Here is a 14919-nt window from a genome sequence, read left to right as displayed (position 1 = left end):
GGCCCGACGACGCGACCTCACCGCAGCAGGCTCTCCAGCTCGGCCGGCGTGACGGTGTGCGCGGGCGCGAAGTCCGGGCCCGCCAGGTACTCCAGCAGGCCGCGCCGGAACTGGCGTGCCGCGAGGCGGTCCCCGCCCGGGTCGAGGTTCAGCGAGCTGACCATGATCCTGCCGCGGCCGAGCCGGGCCTCGACCAGCGCGCCGAGCCGGCGTGCCTCGAACCAGGTGTCGATCGGCTGCACCACCGGGCGCAGCGCCCGCGGCAGGCCGTCGAGCAGCATCGCCCGGGCGCCGTGCAGCAGCTCCCACCACTGCCAGTCCGTCCAGCCGTCCGTGGGAAAGCGCCGGAACACCGGGTGCTCCGGGTCGTGCAGGATCCCGAGGGTGTGCGGCGCCTGGCCCCCGGTCCAGGCGGTGTTCCAGAAGGCGGGGGTGAACCCCAGGGCCACGTCGTTGCCGATGTCGTCCGACGCGAGCTCGAGCAGCACCGTCGCGCCGTCCGCGGCGTGCCGGACGGCCTCGTCCAGGCGTTCGGTGACCACCACCCCGTCCGGCACGGCGACGTGCTGGTCCGGCGGGTAGACCCACAGGCCCCAGTCGTTCTCGAACCGGTCGCCGGACGCGTCCTCCACGGTGACCACGAGGGTCAGCCGCGCCGCCCCGGAGGCGGGCGGGGGCACCTGCACCGGCGCGAACCGGGTGTCGTTGCCGACCGGGATCGCCGTCCGCTCGGCGATCGTCCCGGCCGCGAGCTGCGCCCCGCCGTCGTCGAGGATGCTCCAGCGCACGTCGGCCTCCAGGGGCCCGGCGCCGAAGTGCGCGACCTGCACCTCGAACCGGATCTGCTCGTCGGCGGACCACACCCGCCGCGGCAGGCGCGCCAGGGGCACGGTGGGACCGCAGAAACGGGCGAACTCCTCGGCGGTCGCGTACCCCTTCGACTCCCAGAACGGGTTGAGCACACCGACGAGCGCCGTGCCCTGGCCGGGGAAGTCGCTGAGCCCGAGCAGGTGGAACCCGCCGAACCCCGCCGTGCGCAGGGCCGCCTCCACGTCCTCCTTGTAGCAGAGGGTCTGCAGCTTGCCCGAGGCGTGCAGGAACGCCTCCGCCTGGTCGCCCATCCCTGCCTCGTCCAGGAAGTCGGCGAAGATGCCGAAGTTGCGGGCCTCCATCAGGCCCGTGTACCGCGCCCGCTCGCCGAGGTCGGGGTAGGCGCACCACTGGCCGATCTCGTGGCTGACGATCGGGCGGGGCCGCGACCGTACCCACTCGGCGTAGTCGGACTCCGTCTCGGGCGGGCGTCCGTTCAGGCGAGAGGCCAGGCCTTCGCCCCAGCGGTGCGCGCGCGGGTCGGGGATGTTGTCGTAGTCGTTCTCGGCCAGGGCGGGCCAGCCCGCCCCGCTCGTGTACAGGCGGCGGGGGTCGTAGGTACGCCAGGTGGTGACCCAGGTGGCCAGGAGCTCCGCGTCCCGGCCGCCGGGCTCGTTCCCGTGCGCCATCATGACGAACGACGGGTGGTTGCCGTAGGCGTCGAGGATGCGCCGGGTCTCGTCGAACAGGAAGGCGTCGACCGGCCCGCCCTCCCCGAGCGCGGCCCCCTGGTTGGCCCACACCGGGCCCTCGACCTGGAGGTAGAAGCCCGCCTCGTCCGCCGCCGTGAACGCCGCCTCCGGCGGGCACCAGGAGTGGAACCGGAGCAGGTTCAGGCCGTGCGCCCGGCAGACGGCGATGACCCGGCGCCAGGATGCGACGTCGGTGGGCGGGTACCCCGTCAGGGGGAAGACGCACGACTCGAGGGTGCCGCGCACGAAGGTCCGGCGGCCGTTGACCGTCACCTGCGTGCTGTCCACGCCGACCTCCCGCAGCCCGAACACGGTGCGCGCCACGTCCCGGTGCTCCTGCCCGTGCACGTCGGCGACCAGCTCGACGGTGAGCTCGTACAGCGCCGGCTCGAACTCGTCCCACGTGACCGCGCCGGCCCCCAGCGGCAGGAGCACGTCCACGTGGGCGCCGCCGGCGGTCAGCCCGCGCTCGCCCAGGTCCCGGCTGTGCTCCGCCTCGAAGGCGGCGGTCACCGGACCGGCCTCGTGCGTGCCGGCCACGTTGAACCGCCGCGCCGAGACCCGCACGGTCCCCGTGCCCGCACCGGCCGTGCCGGCCGCGATGTCGACCTTCACGAGCGCGGACCGGGCGGCGACGTCCGGCACCACGCGGACCCGCCGGACCGTGACCGCCGGCACCGCGGTGAGCGACAGCTCGCCGATGATCCCGTTCCAGTTGCCCTGGGTGTGGTCCGAGACGCTGTGGGCGTTCGGCCCGACGTCGACGACGGTCCGGTTGTCGACGCGGACGGTCAGCCGGTGCCGGCCCGGTGCGAGCCGGCCCAGGTCGAAGCGGTGCGGTGTGGTGAGGCTGCGCGCCGTGCCGACCTCGTGGTCGTCCAGCCACACGGTCGACTCCCAGTGCACCCGCTCCAGGTGCAGCACGACGTCACGGGCCGCCCAGTGCTCCGGGACCAGCACCTCCCGCTGGAACCACGCCGCGCCGCGGTAGTACACCCGCGGCTGCAGCCAGAACGGCACGGAGACGGCGCCCGGCTCGCGGTAGGGGGCGTAGCGGTCGTCGGTGAAGTAGGAGCGGTCCACGATGCTCCCGGTCCACGGGGTGTCCACGCCGACCGGGTCGCCGATGCCCTGGTGCTGCAGCGAGCCGGGCAGCTCGGCCGTCGCGGGGGTGCCGGGCAGACCGTGCCGGAACCACTGGTCGAGGTGCCCGACGCCCTCGGGGTCCAGGGCGTAGGCCCAGCGGCCGGCCAGGTCGAGGGACCACCGTTCGTCGGGGCGGTCGTCGGGGCGTGGCGTGGCGGACTCAACGGTGAGCATGGCTCGACACTAGGTCGGCCCCGGGCTCCGCTGAAGGGACGAACCCACGCACTTGCCTGGACGGATCCACGGTCCGGGGTGGGCCTGGGCATCGGGGGAGGAGCCGGCGCGGATCGCGGCGCTGACCTGAGCGCCGATGAGTCTGCCGCGCCGTCGCGGTCCACCACTCCGGGAACCCACCCAGGAACCCCACTCAGGGACCCCACCCAGGAACGAGGTACGCACATGCGCACGCTGATCTACGGCATGAACCTCTCGCTGGACGGCTACGTCGCCGCACCCGGGGACGACATCGGCTGGAGCGTCCCGAGCGACGAGCTGTTCGGCTGGTGGCTCGAGCAGGAGGAGGCGAGCAGCCTGACGCTCTACGGGCGCAGGCTGTGGGAGACGATGAGCTCCCACTGGCCGACCGGCGACCAGCACCCGGGGGCGACCCCGGCCGAGTCCAGGTTCGCGCAGAACTGGCGGGACACACCCAAGGTGGTGTTCTCCTCGACGCTCACCGAGGTCGGCTGGAACGCCCGCCTGGTGTCCGGTGACGCGGTCGCCGAGATCGCCCGGCTCAAGGCGGAGGACGGCGGGCCGATGACCATCGGCGGCGCGACGCTCGCCGGCGCGGCCGTACGGGCCGGGCTGGTCGACGAGTACGTGCTGGCCGTCCACCCGGTCCTGCTGGGCGGCGGCCAGCGGTTCTTCACCCCGCTGGACGGCCGGACCGACCTGAGGCTGACGGAGACGCGGACGTTCCCGGGCGGCGTGCTGGCGACCCGGTACGAGGTGCGTCGCTGAGCGGGCGGCCCGGGTAGGGGTCGCTTAGCGTGGTCCGGTGCGAACCAGGGACCACACCGTCATGCGCCTCTGGTACCTGCTGGTCGCCGTGACGGTGGCCGTGGGGTTCGGGCTGCAGTTCTACCTGCTGTTCACCGGCGGCGCGGACGCCAACTCCGGTGAGTCGGGCTCGGACATCCCGCTCGGCGTGCGGTTCGTCAGGCTGTTCAGCTACTTCACGGTGGCCAGCAACGTGCTGGTGCTGGTCGTCGCCGTGGCGACGGCGGCCGGCCGGGTGCGCGACGGTCTGGTCTGGCGGGTGGTGCGGCTGGACGCGCTGCTCAGCATCGCCGTCACCGGGATCGTGTTCAGCTTCGTCCTCGCGCCCGGCATCGTCCTGCGCGACGAGGCGGTGATCGCCACCACGCTGTTCCACCACGTGAGCCCGGTGCTCTTCGTCCTCGGCTGGCTGCTGTGGGGACCGCGGGCCCAGTGGGGCCTGAGATCGGTGCTGCTCGCGTTCGTCTGGCCCCTGGCCTGGCTCGGGTACACCTTCGTGCGGGGTGCGGTGACCGGCTGGTACCCGTACCCGTTCCTCGACGTCGGACAGGTGGGCGCCGGCGGCGCCCTGACCGGCGCGGGCGCCGTGCTGGCCTGCGCGCTCGTGCTGACCGGGCTGGTGCTCCTGGTCGACCGCCACGTGCCCGCGCTCGGCGCCGCGCCCCGCGGCTAGCGCCCTCGCTTCTCCAGGCCCGTACCCAGGTCGCGCAGGGTGCGGACCGATGACCCGCGGGTGCGGCGTCGGCGGCGGGGACGACGCCTTCTCACGTCGCTGGAGGGGCAAGCCCGGGTGGCGTCAGCGCCGCCGGAGCCCGTCGAGCACGATGTGCAGGGGCCGGTGCGCACGCCGGTCCCACTCGTCCTGGTCCAGCCGGGAGAGGTAGCCGATCAGCACGATCACGTCGCCGGCGTCCACGTCCTCGCGGATCTGGCCGGCAGCCTTGCCCGCGTCCAGCAGCAGGGTGATCGCGTCGCCGATGGGCCCGAGGCTGTGGTGCGTCAGGTCGCGCCAGACCGAGGCCTCCACGGCGGCCAGGACGCCGCGCTTGACCCGCGCGTACTCGGCGACGTGGTCGAACCAGCGCGCGAGGGCGTCGACGGGTTCGGCCTCCTCCAGGAGCTGCGGGGCGAGCCCGACCAGGTCGTCGACCTCCTGCCGGTAGACCTCGACCAGCAGCGCCTCGCGCGTGGGGAAGTGCCGGTAGAGGGTGCCCTGCCCGACGCCGGCCTCCTTGGCGATCGCGTTGAGTCGCAGGTCCGTGGTGCCGGAGGCGGCGACCTCGCGCCGCGCGACCTCGATGATGCGGGCGCGGTTCTCCACCGCGTCCTTGCGGACGGTCCTGGTCATGGGCTCTCCGGCTGCTCGACAAACGGACACGTGTCCGTTACGGTCGTGGAAACGGACACGTGTCCACGATAGCGTCGAGGAGCAGGACATGAAGCAGAGCACAGCCCCGGGCGGGGCGGGAATCGCGGGCAAGGTCGTCGCGATCACGGGCGCCAGCAGCGGCATCGGTGAGGCCGCCGCGCTCCTGCTGGCCGAGCGTGGCGCGAGCGTGGTGCTCGGAGCCCGGCGCACCGACCGGCTGAACGATGTCGTGGGCCGGATCCGCGCCGGCGGCGGCCAGGCCGTCTCGCGTGCGGTCGACGTGACCCGGCGTGCTGACCTGGAGGGGTTGGTGGGGCAGGCCGTCGAGGAGTTCGGGCGGCTGGACGTGCTGGTCGGCAACGCCGGCATCAGCAGGCTCAGCCCGGTGGCCGACCTCGACGTCGACGGATGGCAGGCCATGATCGACGTCAACCTGAACGGCGTGCTGAACGGGATCGCGGCCGCCCTGCCGGTCTTCCGGCGCCAGGGTGCGGGGCACCTGGTGACCACGGTCTCGACGTCGGGCCTGAAGATCGTGCCGACCCAGGCGCTCTACGCCGCCACCAAGAACGCGGTGCGCACCCTGCTCGAAGGGCTGCGCCAGGAGTCCACCGACGGGGTGCTGCGGACCACTGCCGTCTCGCCGGGCTATGTGCGCACGGAGCTCGTCGACTCCATGGACATGCTCCCGGAGGTGCGCGACGAGGTGCGTCGCACCATGGCCGAGCTCGGCATCGACCCCGCGGCGGTCGCGCGGGCGATCGCGTTCGCCGTCGAGCAGCCGCACGACGTCGAGATCGGCGAGATCGTGGTGCGGCCTACGCGCCAGGGCTGACGGTGGCGGCCGCCGAGCGCATTCTTGACCGATTGGTCCACCATCTTTATGGTGGACCAATCGGTCAAGAACTATCTGGAGGCAGGAAGCACATGGGTAAGCTCGACGGCAAGGTGGCGATCGTGACCGGTGGGTCGCGGGGGATCGGGGCGGCGTCGGCGCTGGCGCTGGCGGACGAGGGGGCCGACGTCGCGATCAGCTACTTCTCCTCGGCGGAGCGGGCCGAGGCCGTCGTCGCCGAACTGACCGCGAAGGGCGTGCGTGCGGCCGCGTTCCGGGCCGACCAGGCGGACGCGGCACAGGCGGCCGGCCTGGTCCGCCGCGTGGCCGAGCGGTTCGGCAGGCTGGACGTCCTGGTCAACAACGCGGCCGCGAGTGGTGGAGGCGTGGTCGGCAGTGAGCCGGTCGACCAGGCCGCCATCGACCGGCAGCTCGTCGTCAACTACACCAGCGTCGTGGCGGCTGTCGAGGCTGCGCTCCCGCTGCTGCCCGACGGCGGACGCATCGTCAGCATCAGCACGGGTGCGGCAGCTCGTGCCGGCTTCCCCGGCATGGCGTACTACGCGGGCACGAAGTCGGCCCTGGAGGGCTTCAGCCGCGGTGCGGCACGTGATCTGGCGCACCGCGGCATCACCGTGAACGTGATCCAGCCCGGTTTCATCGACACCGAGGGGAACCCGGCCGACGGTCCCGGAGCGGCGATCTTCCTGCCGACGACCGCCCTGGGGCGGTACGGCCGGCCGGAGGAGATCGCCGCGGGGGTCGTCTTCCTCGCCAGCCCGCAGGCGTCCTACGTCACCGGTGCGGTGCTGCGGATCGACGGTGGGTACGGCGCGTGAGGCATCAGGCGCTGGGCCGTCGCCCCGGCGGCGTCCGCGCTGGAGGCGGCTGGTTCGCCGGTGTTGCAGTCGTGGGCCGGAGGTGCGGTCGCAGGAGCTCCTCCGTCTGGTCCCAGAGGCGTGCGCGTGCGTCCTGGTCGTCCGCGGGTGCGACCGGGGTCAGTGCGCGGGCGCGCCGGACCGTGTAGTAGCCGCCGGAGACCCCGGCGAAGGCGGGATCGGTGGCGAGGCGGACGATGAGTCCCGCTCCGCGTCTCGGATCACCGATGCGCAGCGCCCGGAGCGTCCTCTCAAGTGCGGCGGCGCCTCGCAGCTCGCGCCCCAGGCCTGTGACGTTGAAGCCTGGGTCCAGGCAGTTCGCGCTCGTGGGTGTGTCGCTCAGCCGCCGGGCGAGCTCCAGGCTGAACATGATGTCCAGGAGCTTGCTCCTGCCGTAGACCAGCGACGACTCCCGCGCGGTGAACGGTGTGGTGTCGGTGAGGTCGTGGGGCAGGGTCAGCGTTCCGTGTCGTCGTGACGCCTCGGAAGCGACGCTGATGACCCTCGAACCGGGTGTGCGGGTCAGCGACGGCAGGAGGGTGTGGGTCAGGAGCCAGGGCGCGAGGTAGTTCACCGCCATCATCTCGGGAAGCCCGTCGTCCGTGACGCGCTGGCGGAAGGCGTGCAGGCCGGCATTGTTGACCAGCGCGTCGATCGACGGGTGCGCGGCGGTGATGGCCGCACCCGCGCGAGCGACGTCTCCCATGGCGGAGAGATCGACGGGAATCACCTCGACGCGTGCCGTCGGCGTGGTCGCACGGACCTCGGCGACGGTGTCCCGGGCGCGCGAGGGGTTCCGGGCGGTCAGGACGAGTCGGGCGCCCCGTCGGGCGAGCTCGACGGCGGCGATGCGGCCGAGGCCGCTGGTCGCTCCGGTGATGACGACGGTGGGCATGCGGTGACCTCGCGACGCGGTGCGGGATATAGTGGAGATATTTCCATCATAAGAAGAGAGGTGGGAATATGTCCACTACCTTGGATCGGGTGTCCGATCCTCGCGAGCGCCGCGAGCGTGCGCTGGGCGATCAGCTCAATGCGCTGCTGAGCGCGTCCCGGGTGCTCACCGAGCGCAGCGCGGCCGCCTTCCACCCCGACCTGCAGCCGGCCGCCTTTCACCTGGCCCGCTGGATCTACGCCTACGGGAGCGCCAAGCCGAGCGTCGTGGCGGAGGCGGTCGGCATGGACCGGAGCGCCGCCAGCAGCCTCTTGAAGACGATGCGTGAGCGGGGGCTGGTGGACAGCACGCCGGACCAGGCTGACCGGCGAGCCGTCGTCGTGGATCTCACGCCGGCGGGGCGCGAACGGGTGCGGCGAGCTCTCGACCTCCGGGGGAGCAGCCTTCGCGATCGCATCGCTCAGTGGAGCGACGAGGAGCTGGACGCCTTCACCGCCATGCTGCGGGCGTTCAACTCCGCGGGCGAGAGCACACGCCGGCCCTGGCCCGCGGAGTGATCACGTCAGCAGATGACGGCCGAGGTGTGCACCCATCCGGTGGTGCGCACCTTGGTCCGCTCGTCCATCCACTCGACCTTGGCGCTCGCGCCCACGCTCGTGCCGCACGGCACCGGGAGCGCCCGGGTCGCGATCCACTCGTAGGTTTCGTTCCAGCCGCTGTCACCGTCGGTCGAGACCGTCGTGCCGGCCGGCGGGTTCCCGTCGCGCACGTAGGAGTAGTAGACCTGCAGCATCCGGACGCTGTAGTCGCCGGGGCGGTCCGCGTCGTCCCTGCCCGACCCCCGGGCGTACACCGTGCCGTCGGAGTTCCTGCGCAGTGACACGCACCGGTCGACGAGGTCGCCCACGCAGTTCTTCGACTCGTAGGTCCACGCCGACGCCGGAGCGGCCGTGACCAGCCCCACCGTCGCCGTCAGCACGAGCCCCAGCGCCATCCCCATGATCCGTCGCATCATCGCCAGCCCCCTGTCCGTGCCGGGACCTGTTCCCGGCGCCGCCTCGACGCTAACCGACCGGGGCTCCGCCGTCCTGCAGGAACCTGCAACGACCGGGATGGTGCGGCAGGCGCACGGTGAACGTGGTCCCGGCCGGTCCGGGTTCGCCCGTCGTCGCGGAGCGCACGTCGATGCTCCCGCCGTGGGCGGTGACGATCGACTCGGCGATGGCGAGCCCGAGGCCGGTCGACCCGCCCGCACGGTTGCGCGCGGTGTCGCCGCGCGTGAAGCGGCGGAAGAGCGTGCCGCGCAGCTCCGCCGGGATGCCGGGGCCGTCGTCGGTGACGGTGAGCCGGACGGCGTCGCCGGTGCGCCCGAGCCGCACGTCCACGTGGGTGCCGGCCGGGGTGTGCGTGCGCGCGTTGGCGAGCAGGTTCGCGAGGACCTGCTGGAGCCGGGCCTCGTCGCCGGTCACGAGCAGGTCGCCCGCCGCGTCGGCCGGGCCGTCCGGCAGGTGCAGCGTCCAGGTGTGGTCCGGGCCCGCCACGTGCGCGTCCATGACGGCGCCGACGGCAAGGGCCGCGAGGTCCACCGCCGCACGGTCGAGCCGGCGTCCGGCGTCGAGCCGCGCCAGCAGCAGCAGGTCCTCGACGAGGGCCGTCATGCGCACCGCCTCGGACTCGATGCGGTCCAGCGAGCGGGCCGCGGTGGGCGGGAGCTCCTCGGCGGACCGGTGCACGAGCTCGGCGTAGCCGCGGATCGAGGTCAGGGGCGTGCGCAGCTCGTGGCTCGCGTCCGCGACGAAACCGCGCACCTGCGTCTCGGAGTCGTGCCGGGCCTGGAGCGAGGTCTCCACGTTCTGGAGCATGCGGTTCAGGGCGGCGCCGACCTGCCCGACCTCGGTCCGCTCGTCGGTGAGGTTCTCGGGTACACGGGGGATGGTGCCGATCGCGCCCCGGGACAGCTCGAGCTCGGAGACCTGACGCGCGGCGTCCGCGACGCCGTCGAGGGGGCGCAGGGAGCGACGCACGAGCCACGCGCCGACGACGACGGCGGCCAGCACCGCCGTCACACCCAGGGCGGTCTCGACCAGGACGTAGCTCCGCACGGTCGCGTCCACGGTGCTCGTGCTCGCGGCGACGACGACCGGCTGCCCGTCGTCGGTGGTGCGGTGCACCGCACGGAACGAACCGAGGCCACCGAGCTGCACGTCGTGCGCGCGCCCGTCGGCGGGCACTGCGAGGAGCTCGGCCACCTGTCCGTCGTCGAGGTCCTCCCGGTCCAGGGAGGCGGTGACGTGGTCGGCGAGCACGGGCTCGCCGTCGAGGTAGCGCACGACCACGCTCCCGGGGCTCAGGCCGGGCGGGAACGCGGGCGGCGTGCCGTCGTCCGGGCGTGGGGACACGGGTGTCTCGTCGCCGGACGGCGGCCGCGCGGGCCCACGGGAGAGCGCCTGGCTCGCCTGGTCCAGGTCGCCGTCGAGCCGGTCCACGAGCTGCGAGCGCAGGCTCGCCGTCGAGGCCACCGCGAGGGCGACGGTCACGGCCAGCACGACGGTCGCGAGCACGAGCACCAGCCGTCGTCGCAGGGTGACGGCTCGTCGTGGCCGCGGGGCGTCAGCCACGAGCCGCCTGCGCGCCGTTGGCCGGCCGGAGCGTGTACCCGACCCCGCGCAGCGTGTGGATCATGGGCTCGCGCCCCCGGTCGATCTTGCGGCGCAGGTAGGACACGTACAGCTCGACGATGTTCGCCTGCCCGCCGAAGTCGTAGTGCCACACGTGGTCGAGGATCTGCGCCTTGGACAGGACCCGGCGCGGGTTGCGCATCAGGTAGCGCAGCAGCTCGAACTCGGTGGCCGTGAGCTGGATCTCCGCGCCTGCGCGCCGCACCTCGTACGCGTCCTCGTCGAGCTCCAGGTCGCCGACGACGATGACGGCGCTCTGGGCGTCGGTGGTCGCGCCGCGCCGGCGCAGCAGGCCGCGCAGCCGGGCGACCACCTCCTCGAGGCTGAAGGGTTTGGTGACGTAGTCGTCGCCGCCCGCGGTGAGCCCGGCGACGCGGTCCTCGACCGCGTCCCGCGCCGTGAGGAACAGCACCGGCATCCGGTCGTCCAGGGCACGCAGCCGCCGCAGCACGGTGAACCCGTCCGTGTCCGGGAGCATGATGTCCAGCACGACGGCGTCCGGGCCGGTCGCGCGTGCCGTGCGAACCGCCGAGATGCCGTCGTGGGCCGCCGAGACGTCCATGCCCTCCAGGCGCAGCGCGGACGTGAGCAGCTCGGTGAGGTTGGGCTCGTCGTCCACCACGAGCACCCGGACGGGTGAGCCGTCGGGCCGGCTGAGGCGGGGCTGGTGGGGGTGGCCGGCGGCCGGGCTGGTCGTGGTCATCGACCCACGATGTCCCCGCAACCGGTGACCATCCTGTGCCGCGCCTGTGCGTTGCCTATGACTCCGGGCATGACTCCGGACGCGACTCCGGCACGCACATGAGATGCATAGGCCGGCCACAGTTTCACCCGGGGGTCGGCCGCGAACGATCGTCGGCATGAACTCATCGCTCTCCTCCGACGCCGGTCCCCGGCCGGCTCCCGACGTCACCGACCTGCCGCCCGGCGCACCCGTGCTCGACCTCGTGATCCCCGTCTACAACGAGGAACGCGGGCTCGAGCGTGCGGTGCGTGCCGCCCACGCCTACCTGACCACCCGCTTCCCCTACCCGGCGCGGATCACCGTGGTCGACAACGCCTCGACCGACGGCACCCTCGCCGTCGCGCAGCGCCTCCTGGCGGAGCTCGACGGCGTCCACGTGCTCCACCTGGACGCCAAGGGCCGCGGCCGTGCGCTGCACACCGCCTGGCTCGCCTCCGACGCGCAGGTGCTCGCCTACATGGACGTCGACCTGTCGACCGACCTGTCGGCCCTGCTGCCCCTGGTCGCACCCCTGGTCTCCGGCCACTCGCACCTCGCGATCGGCACCCGGCTGGCTCGCGGCTCGCGCACCGTGCGCGGGCCGCGGCGCGAGATCATCTCCCGCGGGTACAACATGCTGCTGCGCGGCACGCTCGCCGCCCGGTTCACCGACGCGCAGTGCGGTTTCAAGGCCATCCGGGCCGACGCCGCCCGTGCGCTGCTGCCGCTGGTCGCCGACACGCAGTGGTTCTTCGACACCGAGCTGCTGGTGCTGGCCGAGCGGGCGGGCCTGCGCATCCACGAGGTGCCCGTCGACTGGGTGGACGACCCGGACAGCCGGGTCGACATCGTCGCCACCGCGCTGGCGGACCTCCGGGGCATCGCGCGCCTGGCCCGCGACCTGGTCTCGGGGCGGTTGCCGCTCGCCGAGGTGCGCGCCCACCTGCCCGGCGCCGTCTGGGCACCGGGCGCCGGGCCGGACGCCGCGGCCGCGCTCGAACCCCGCCGCGCCCTGCTGCTGCACCAGCTCGTCCGGTTCGGCCTCGTCGGGGTCGCCAGCACCGTCGCCTACGTGCTGCTCTACCTGCTGCTCGCGGGCGTCACCGGGCCCCAGGCGGCCAACTTCACCGCCCTGGTGCTGACGGCCGTCGCCAACACGGCGGCCAACCGCCGCGTCACGTTCGGGGTGCGCGGTCCGGACCGGCTCGGCACCCACCACGGGCAAGGGCTGGTCGTCTTCGGCCTGGCCTGGACGCTGACCGCCGGGTCCCTGTGGCTGCTCCACACCGTCTCGCCCGACACCGGCCGTGCCGTCGAGCTGGCCGTGCTCGTCGCGGCGAACCTCGTCGCGACCCTCCTGCGGTTCGTGCTGCTGCGCGTGTGGGTCTTCCGCCCACGCGCCGCGGCTGTCCCGGCCGGCACCGGGCCGGCTCCGTCCGCCCTACCGGCCGACCGCGCGTCCGCACCGGCACCGACCACCGCGGGACCCGCCCGGACCGGCGCGCCCGCCCCCGCCTCCGAAGGGAACCCCTCATGACCACCCCAGCACACGTCGCCCCGGCGCTCGCCGGCCCCGGCGTCCCCGTCCTCGTCCGCCCGACCGCGGACGCCGCCCCCGAGGCGCCGGACCACGCGACCCGGGCGCGCTGGGAGCGCCCCGCGCTGCTCGGTCTGCTGCTCGTCACGGCGCTGCTCTACCTGTGGGGGCTGTCGGCCTCCGGCTGGGCCAACTCGTTCTACTCCGCGGCCGTGCAGGCCGGTTCCGAGTCGTGGACGGCCTTCCTCTACGGGGCGTCCGACGCCGCCGGGGCCATCACCGTGGACAAGCCACCCGCCTCACTGTGGGTCATGGCGTTGTCGGTGCGGCTGTTCGGACTCTCGTCGTGGTCGATCCTGGTGCCGCAGGCGCTGATGGGCGTGGCCACCGTCGGCGTCCTGTACGCGACGGTGCGCCGCGCGTTCTCCGCCCGGGCCGCCCTGCTCGCGGGCGCCGTCCTCGCCCTGACCCCGGTCGCGGCCCTGATGTTCCGCTTCAACAACCCCGACGCGCTCCTGCTGCTCCTGCTCACCGGCGCCGTGGCGGCCGTGCTGCGCGCGGTCGAGGGACCCCGCACCACGCGGTGGATGGTGCTCGCCGGCGCCCTGGTGGGGCTCGCGTTCCTCACCAAGCAGCTCCAGGCCTTCCTCGTGCTGCCCAGCCTCGCGCTGATGTTCCTCGGGGCGGCGCCGGTGGGCCTCGGCCGGCGGATCCGGGACAGCCTGCTCGGCATCGCGGCCATGGTGGTGGCCGGCGGCTGGTGGGTGGCACTCGTCGAGCTCGTGCCTGCCTCGATGCGGCCGTACGTCGGCGGCTCGCAGACCAACTCGTTCCTGGAGCTCACGTTCGGCTACAACGGCCTGGGGCGCATCACCGGCGACGAGGAGGGCTCCGTCGGCGGGGGCGGCGGCATGGGCGGTGGGTTCGGCGGCTCCACCGGTCTCACCCGCCTGTTCGACGCCGAGAACGGCGGCCAGATCACGTGGCTCGTGCCCGCCGCCCTGATCCTCGCGGCGGGTGCGCTGTGGGCTCGCCGCCGGGCGCCCCGCACCGACGTCCGGCGTGCCGCCGTGCTGGGCTGGCTGTCGTTGCTGCTGGTCACCGCCCTGACGTTCTCGTTCATGGCCGGCATCTTCCACGCCTACTACACCGTGGCGCTGGCCGCTCCGGTCGCGGCCCTGGTCGGGATGGGCGGCTGGACCCTGTGGGGCGAGCGGCACGCCCCGTGGGCGCTCTGGCTCCTCGCGGCGGCGAGCGGCACGACGACGACGTGGGCGGTGGTGCTCCTCGGGCGCAGCGCCGACTGGCTGCCGTGGCTGCGCTGGACCGTCCTGGCCGTGGGCGCCCTCGGCACGCTGGCGCTGGTCGCGGCGGCCGTGCGCCCGGGGCGGGCCGCGGTGGCGCGGGCCGGGGCGGCGCTCGCGCTGGTGGCCGACCTCGCCGGACCGGCGGCGTACACGCTGCAGACGGTCGCCACGCCGCACGCCGGGTCGATCGTGACCGCGGGGCCGTCCGTGTCGGGCGGGTTCGGGGGCATGGGCGGCGGGATGCCCGGGGGAGGGACGCCTGGGGGCGGGATGGCTGGTGCCGGCGGTCAGGCCGGCGGGGGCCAGATGGGTCAGCCACCGACCGGCGGGCAGACGAGTCAGCCACCGACCGGCGGGCAGACGGGTCAGTCACCGACCGGCGGGCAGACGGGTCAGCCGCCGACCGGTGGGCTGATGGGTCAGCCGCCGACCGGGGCCGACGGCACGGGCGGCATGGCCGGTGGCATGGGTGGCCTGCTGAACGGCGCTGAGGTGTCCGAGGAGGTCGCCGCCCTCCTGCTCCAGGACGCCGACCGGTACACCTGGGCCGCGGCGGCCGTGGGCTCGCAGAACGCGGCGTCGTACCAGCTCGAGACCGAGCAGCCGGTGATGGCGGTCGGTGGCTTCAACGGGTCCGACCCGTCGCCCACCCTGGAGCAGTTCCAGGCGTACGTCGCCGCCGGGGAGATCCACTGGTTCGTGGGCGGGGGCGGTTTCGGCGGGCAGAACGGCGGATCGTCGTCGTCGAGCGAGATCGCCGCGTGGGTCGAGGAGAACTTCACGGCGACGACCGTCGACGGCGTCACCCTGTACGACCTGACCGGTGCGGCGGCCGCGCCGTCGACGGGGACGGGGACGGCGGACGTCTGACCTTCGGTCGGGTTCGACCCCGCGGCGGCGTCCTCGGGGTACGGTCGGTGGTCGCGTCGCGAGGCGCGACCACCGACCGGGCGCTCGCGGCGCCCACGATCGTCGAGGAGAGGCCG

The 14919-nt window shown here is 73.8% G+C and carries 13 protein-coding genes; 7 read left to right on the top strand and 6 right to left on the bottom strand.

Annotated elements, in window-relative coordinates:
• Positions 1-17 precede the first annotated feature (17 nt).
• Complete coding sequence (locus ACIG47_RS19600; protein ID WP_397432768.1) at positions 18-2882, bottom strand: sugar-binding domain-containing protein; 2865 nt, start codon at positions 2880-2882, stop codon at positions 18-20.
• 225 nt (positions 2883-3107) lie between these two features.
• Between ACIG47_RS19600 and ACIG47_RS19595 the strand changes: the two genes are divergently transcribed.
• The gene (locus tag ACIG47_RS19595) at positions 3108-3671 is read left to right on the top strand and encodes a dihydrofolate reductase family protein (RefSeq protein WP_397432767.1); all 564 of its coding nucleotides are present in this window, start codon (positions 3108-3110) and stop codon (positions 3669-3671) included.
• Between the two features lie 37 nt (positions 3672-3708).
• Positions 3709-4383, top strand: coding sequence for a Pr6Pr family membrane protein (locus ACIG47_RS19590; protein WP_397432766.1), 675 nt, complete (start codon positions 3709-3711; stop codon positions 4381-4383).
• 123 nt (positions 4384-4506) lie between these two features.
• Here the strand turns inward: ACIG47_RS19590 and ACIG47_RS19585 are convergent, their stop codons facing one another.
• Positions 4507-5058 carry a TetR/AcrR family transcriptional regulator gene (locus ACIG47_RS19585; protein WP_397432764.1) on the bottom strand — a complete coding sequence of 184 codons (552 nt, stop codon included), beginning with the start codon at positions 5056-5058 and terminating at the stop codon, positions 4507-4509.
• Positions 5059-5146: 88 nt separating this feature from the next.
• Between ACIG47_RS19585 and ACIG47_RS19580 the strand changes: the two genes are divergently transcribed.
• Together ACIG47_RS19580 and ACIG47_RS19575 are read left to right on the top strand one after the other, a co-directional pair.
• Positions 5147-5914, top strand: coding sequence for an SDR family oxidoreductase (locus ACIG47_RS19580; protein WP_397432762.1), 768 nt, complete (start codon positions 5147-5149; stop codon positions 5912-5914).
• Between the two features lie 92 nt (positions 5915-6006).
• The gene (locus ACIG47_RS19575; protein WP_397432761.1) at positions 6007-6753 is read left to right on the top strand and encodes an SDR family NAD(P)-dependent oxidoreductase; all 747 of its coding nucleotides are present in this window, start codon (positions 6007-6009) and stop codon (positions 6751-6753) included.
• A 4-nt stretch (positions 6754-6757) separates the two neighbouring features.
• On the opposite strand, the gene ACIG47_RS19570 is transcribed toward ACIG47_RS19575, so the two are convergent.
• Positions 6758-7687: an SDR family NAD(P)-dependent oxidoreductase gene (locus ACIG47_RS19570; RefSeq protein WP_397432760.1), complete on the bottom strand. Its 930-nt coding sequence runs from the start codon at positions 7685-7687 to the stop codon at positions 6758-6760.
• 89 nt (positions 7688-7776) lie between these two features.
• On the opposite strand from ACIG47_RS19570, the gene ACIG47_RS19565 reads away from it, so the two are divergent.
• Complete coding sequence (locus ACIG47_RS19565; protein ID WP_397432758.1) at positions 7777-8244, top strand: MarR family winged helix-turn-helix transcriptional regulator; 468 nt, start codon at positions 7777-7779, stop codon at positions 8242-8244.
• Between the two features lie 5 nt (positions 8245-8249).
• Here ACIG47_RS19565 and ACIG47_RS19560 read toward each other — a convergent pair whose 3' ends face one another.
• Genes ACIG47_RS19560 through ACIG47_RS19550 form a run of 3 tightly spaced genes read right to left on the bottom strand, consistent with a single transcriptional unit; the run spans position 8250 to position 11068 of the window.
• Positions 8250-8702, bottom strand: a complete 453-nt coding sequence (locus ACIG47_RS19560; protein WP_397432756.1) for a hypothetical protein — start codon at positions 8700-8702, stop codon at positions 8250-8252.
• Positions 8703-8751: 49 nt separating this feature from the next.
• The gene (locus ACIG47_RS19555) at positions 8752-10305 is read right to left on the bottom strand and encodes a sensor histidine kinase (protein ID WP_397432755.1); all 1554 of its coding nucleotides are present in this window, start codon (positions 10303-10305) and stop codon (positions 8752-8754) included.
• On the bottom strand, positions 10298-11068 hold the full coding sequence (locus ACIG47_RS19550) for a response regulator transcription factor (protein ID WP_397432754.1): 771 nt from the start codon (positions 11066-11068) through the stop codon (positions 10298-10300). Before ACIG47_RS19550 ends, ACIG47_RS19555 begins: the two co-directional genes overlap by 8 nt.
• A gap of 157 nt (positions 11069-11225) precedes the next feature.
• On the opposite strand from ACIG47_RS19550, the gene ACIG47_RS19545 reads away from it, so the two are divergent.
• Both ACIG47_RS19545 and ACIG47_RS19540 read left to right on the top strand, forming a co-directional pair.
• Entirely contained in the window at positions 11226-12626 is a 1401-nt protein-coding gene (locus tag ACIG47_RS19545) for a glycosyltransferase (protein WP_397432753.1), read from the top strand.
• Complete coding sequence (locus ACIG47_RS19540) at positions 12623-14803, top strand: ArnT family glycosyltransferase (RefSeq protein WP_397432752.1); 2181 nt, start codon at positions 12623-12625, stop codon at positions 14801-14803. The genes ACIG47_RS19545 and ACIG47_RS19540 overlap by 4 nt, the downstream gene beginning before the upstream one ends.
• Positions 14804-14919 lie beyond the last annotated feature (116 nt).

Source organism: Promicromonospora sp. NPDC052451, from assembly GCF_044547525.1.
Taxonomy (GTDB): domain Bacteria; phylum Actinomycetota; class Actinomycetes; order Actinomycetales; family Cellulomonadaceae; genus Promicromonospora.
This window is presented reverse-complemented; position numbering and strand designations above follow the sequence as displayed.

What these genes read in the sequence shown, in the direction of transcription:
- ACIG47_RS19560 (WP_397432756.1), bottom strand. Translation starts at nt 8,702, where the DNA reads ATGATGCGACGGATCATGGGGATGGCGCTGGGGCTCGTGCTGACGGCG.
- ACIG47_RS19595 (WP_397432767.1), top strand. Translation starts at nt 3,108, where the DNA reads ATGCGCACGCTGATCTACGGCATGAACCTCTCGCTGGACGGCTACGTC.
- ACIG47_RS19575 (WP_397432761.1), top strand. Translation starts at nt 6,007, where the DNA reads ATGGGTAAGCTCGACGGCAAGGTGGCGATCGTGACCGGTGGGTCGCGG.
- ACIG47_RS19580 (WP_397432762.1), top strand. Translation starts at nt 5,147, where the DNA reads ATGAAGCAGAGCACAGCCCCGGGCGGGGCGGGAATCGCGGGCAAGGTC.
- ACIG47_RS19585 (WP_397432764.1), bottom strand. Translation starts at nt 5,058, where the DNA reads ATGACCAGGACCGTCCGCAAGGACGCGGTGGAGAACCGCGCCCGCATC.
- ACIG47_RS19545 (WP_397432753.1), top strand. Translation starts at nt 11,226, where the DNA reads ATGAACTCATCGCTCTCCTCCGACGCCGGTCCCCGGCCGGCTCCCGAC.
- ACIG47_RS19550 (WP_397432754.1), bottom strand. Translation starts at nt 11,068, where the DNA reads ATGACCACGACCAGCCCGGCCGCCGGCCACCCCCACCAGCCCCGCCTC.
- ACIG47_RS19540 (WP_397432752.1), top strand. Translation starts at nt 12,623, where the DNA reads ATGACCACCCCAGCACACGTCGCCCCGGCGCTCGCCGGCCCCGGCGTC.
- ACIG47_RS19600 (WP_397432768.1), bottom strand. Translation starts at nt 2,882, where the DNA reads ATGCTCACCGTTGAGTCCGCCACGCCACGCCCCGACGACCGCCCCGAC.
- ACIG47_RS19570 (WP_397432760.1), bottom strand. Translation starts at nt 7,687, where the DNA reads ATGCCCACCGTCGTCATCACCGGAGCGACCAGCGGCCTCGGCCGCATC.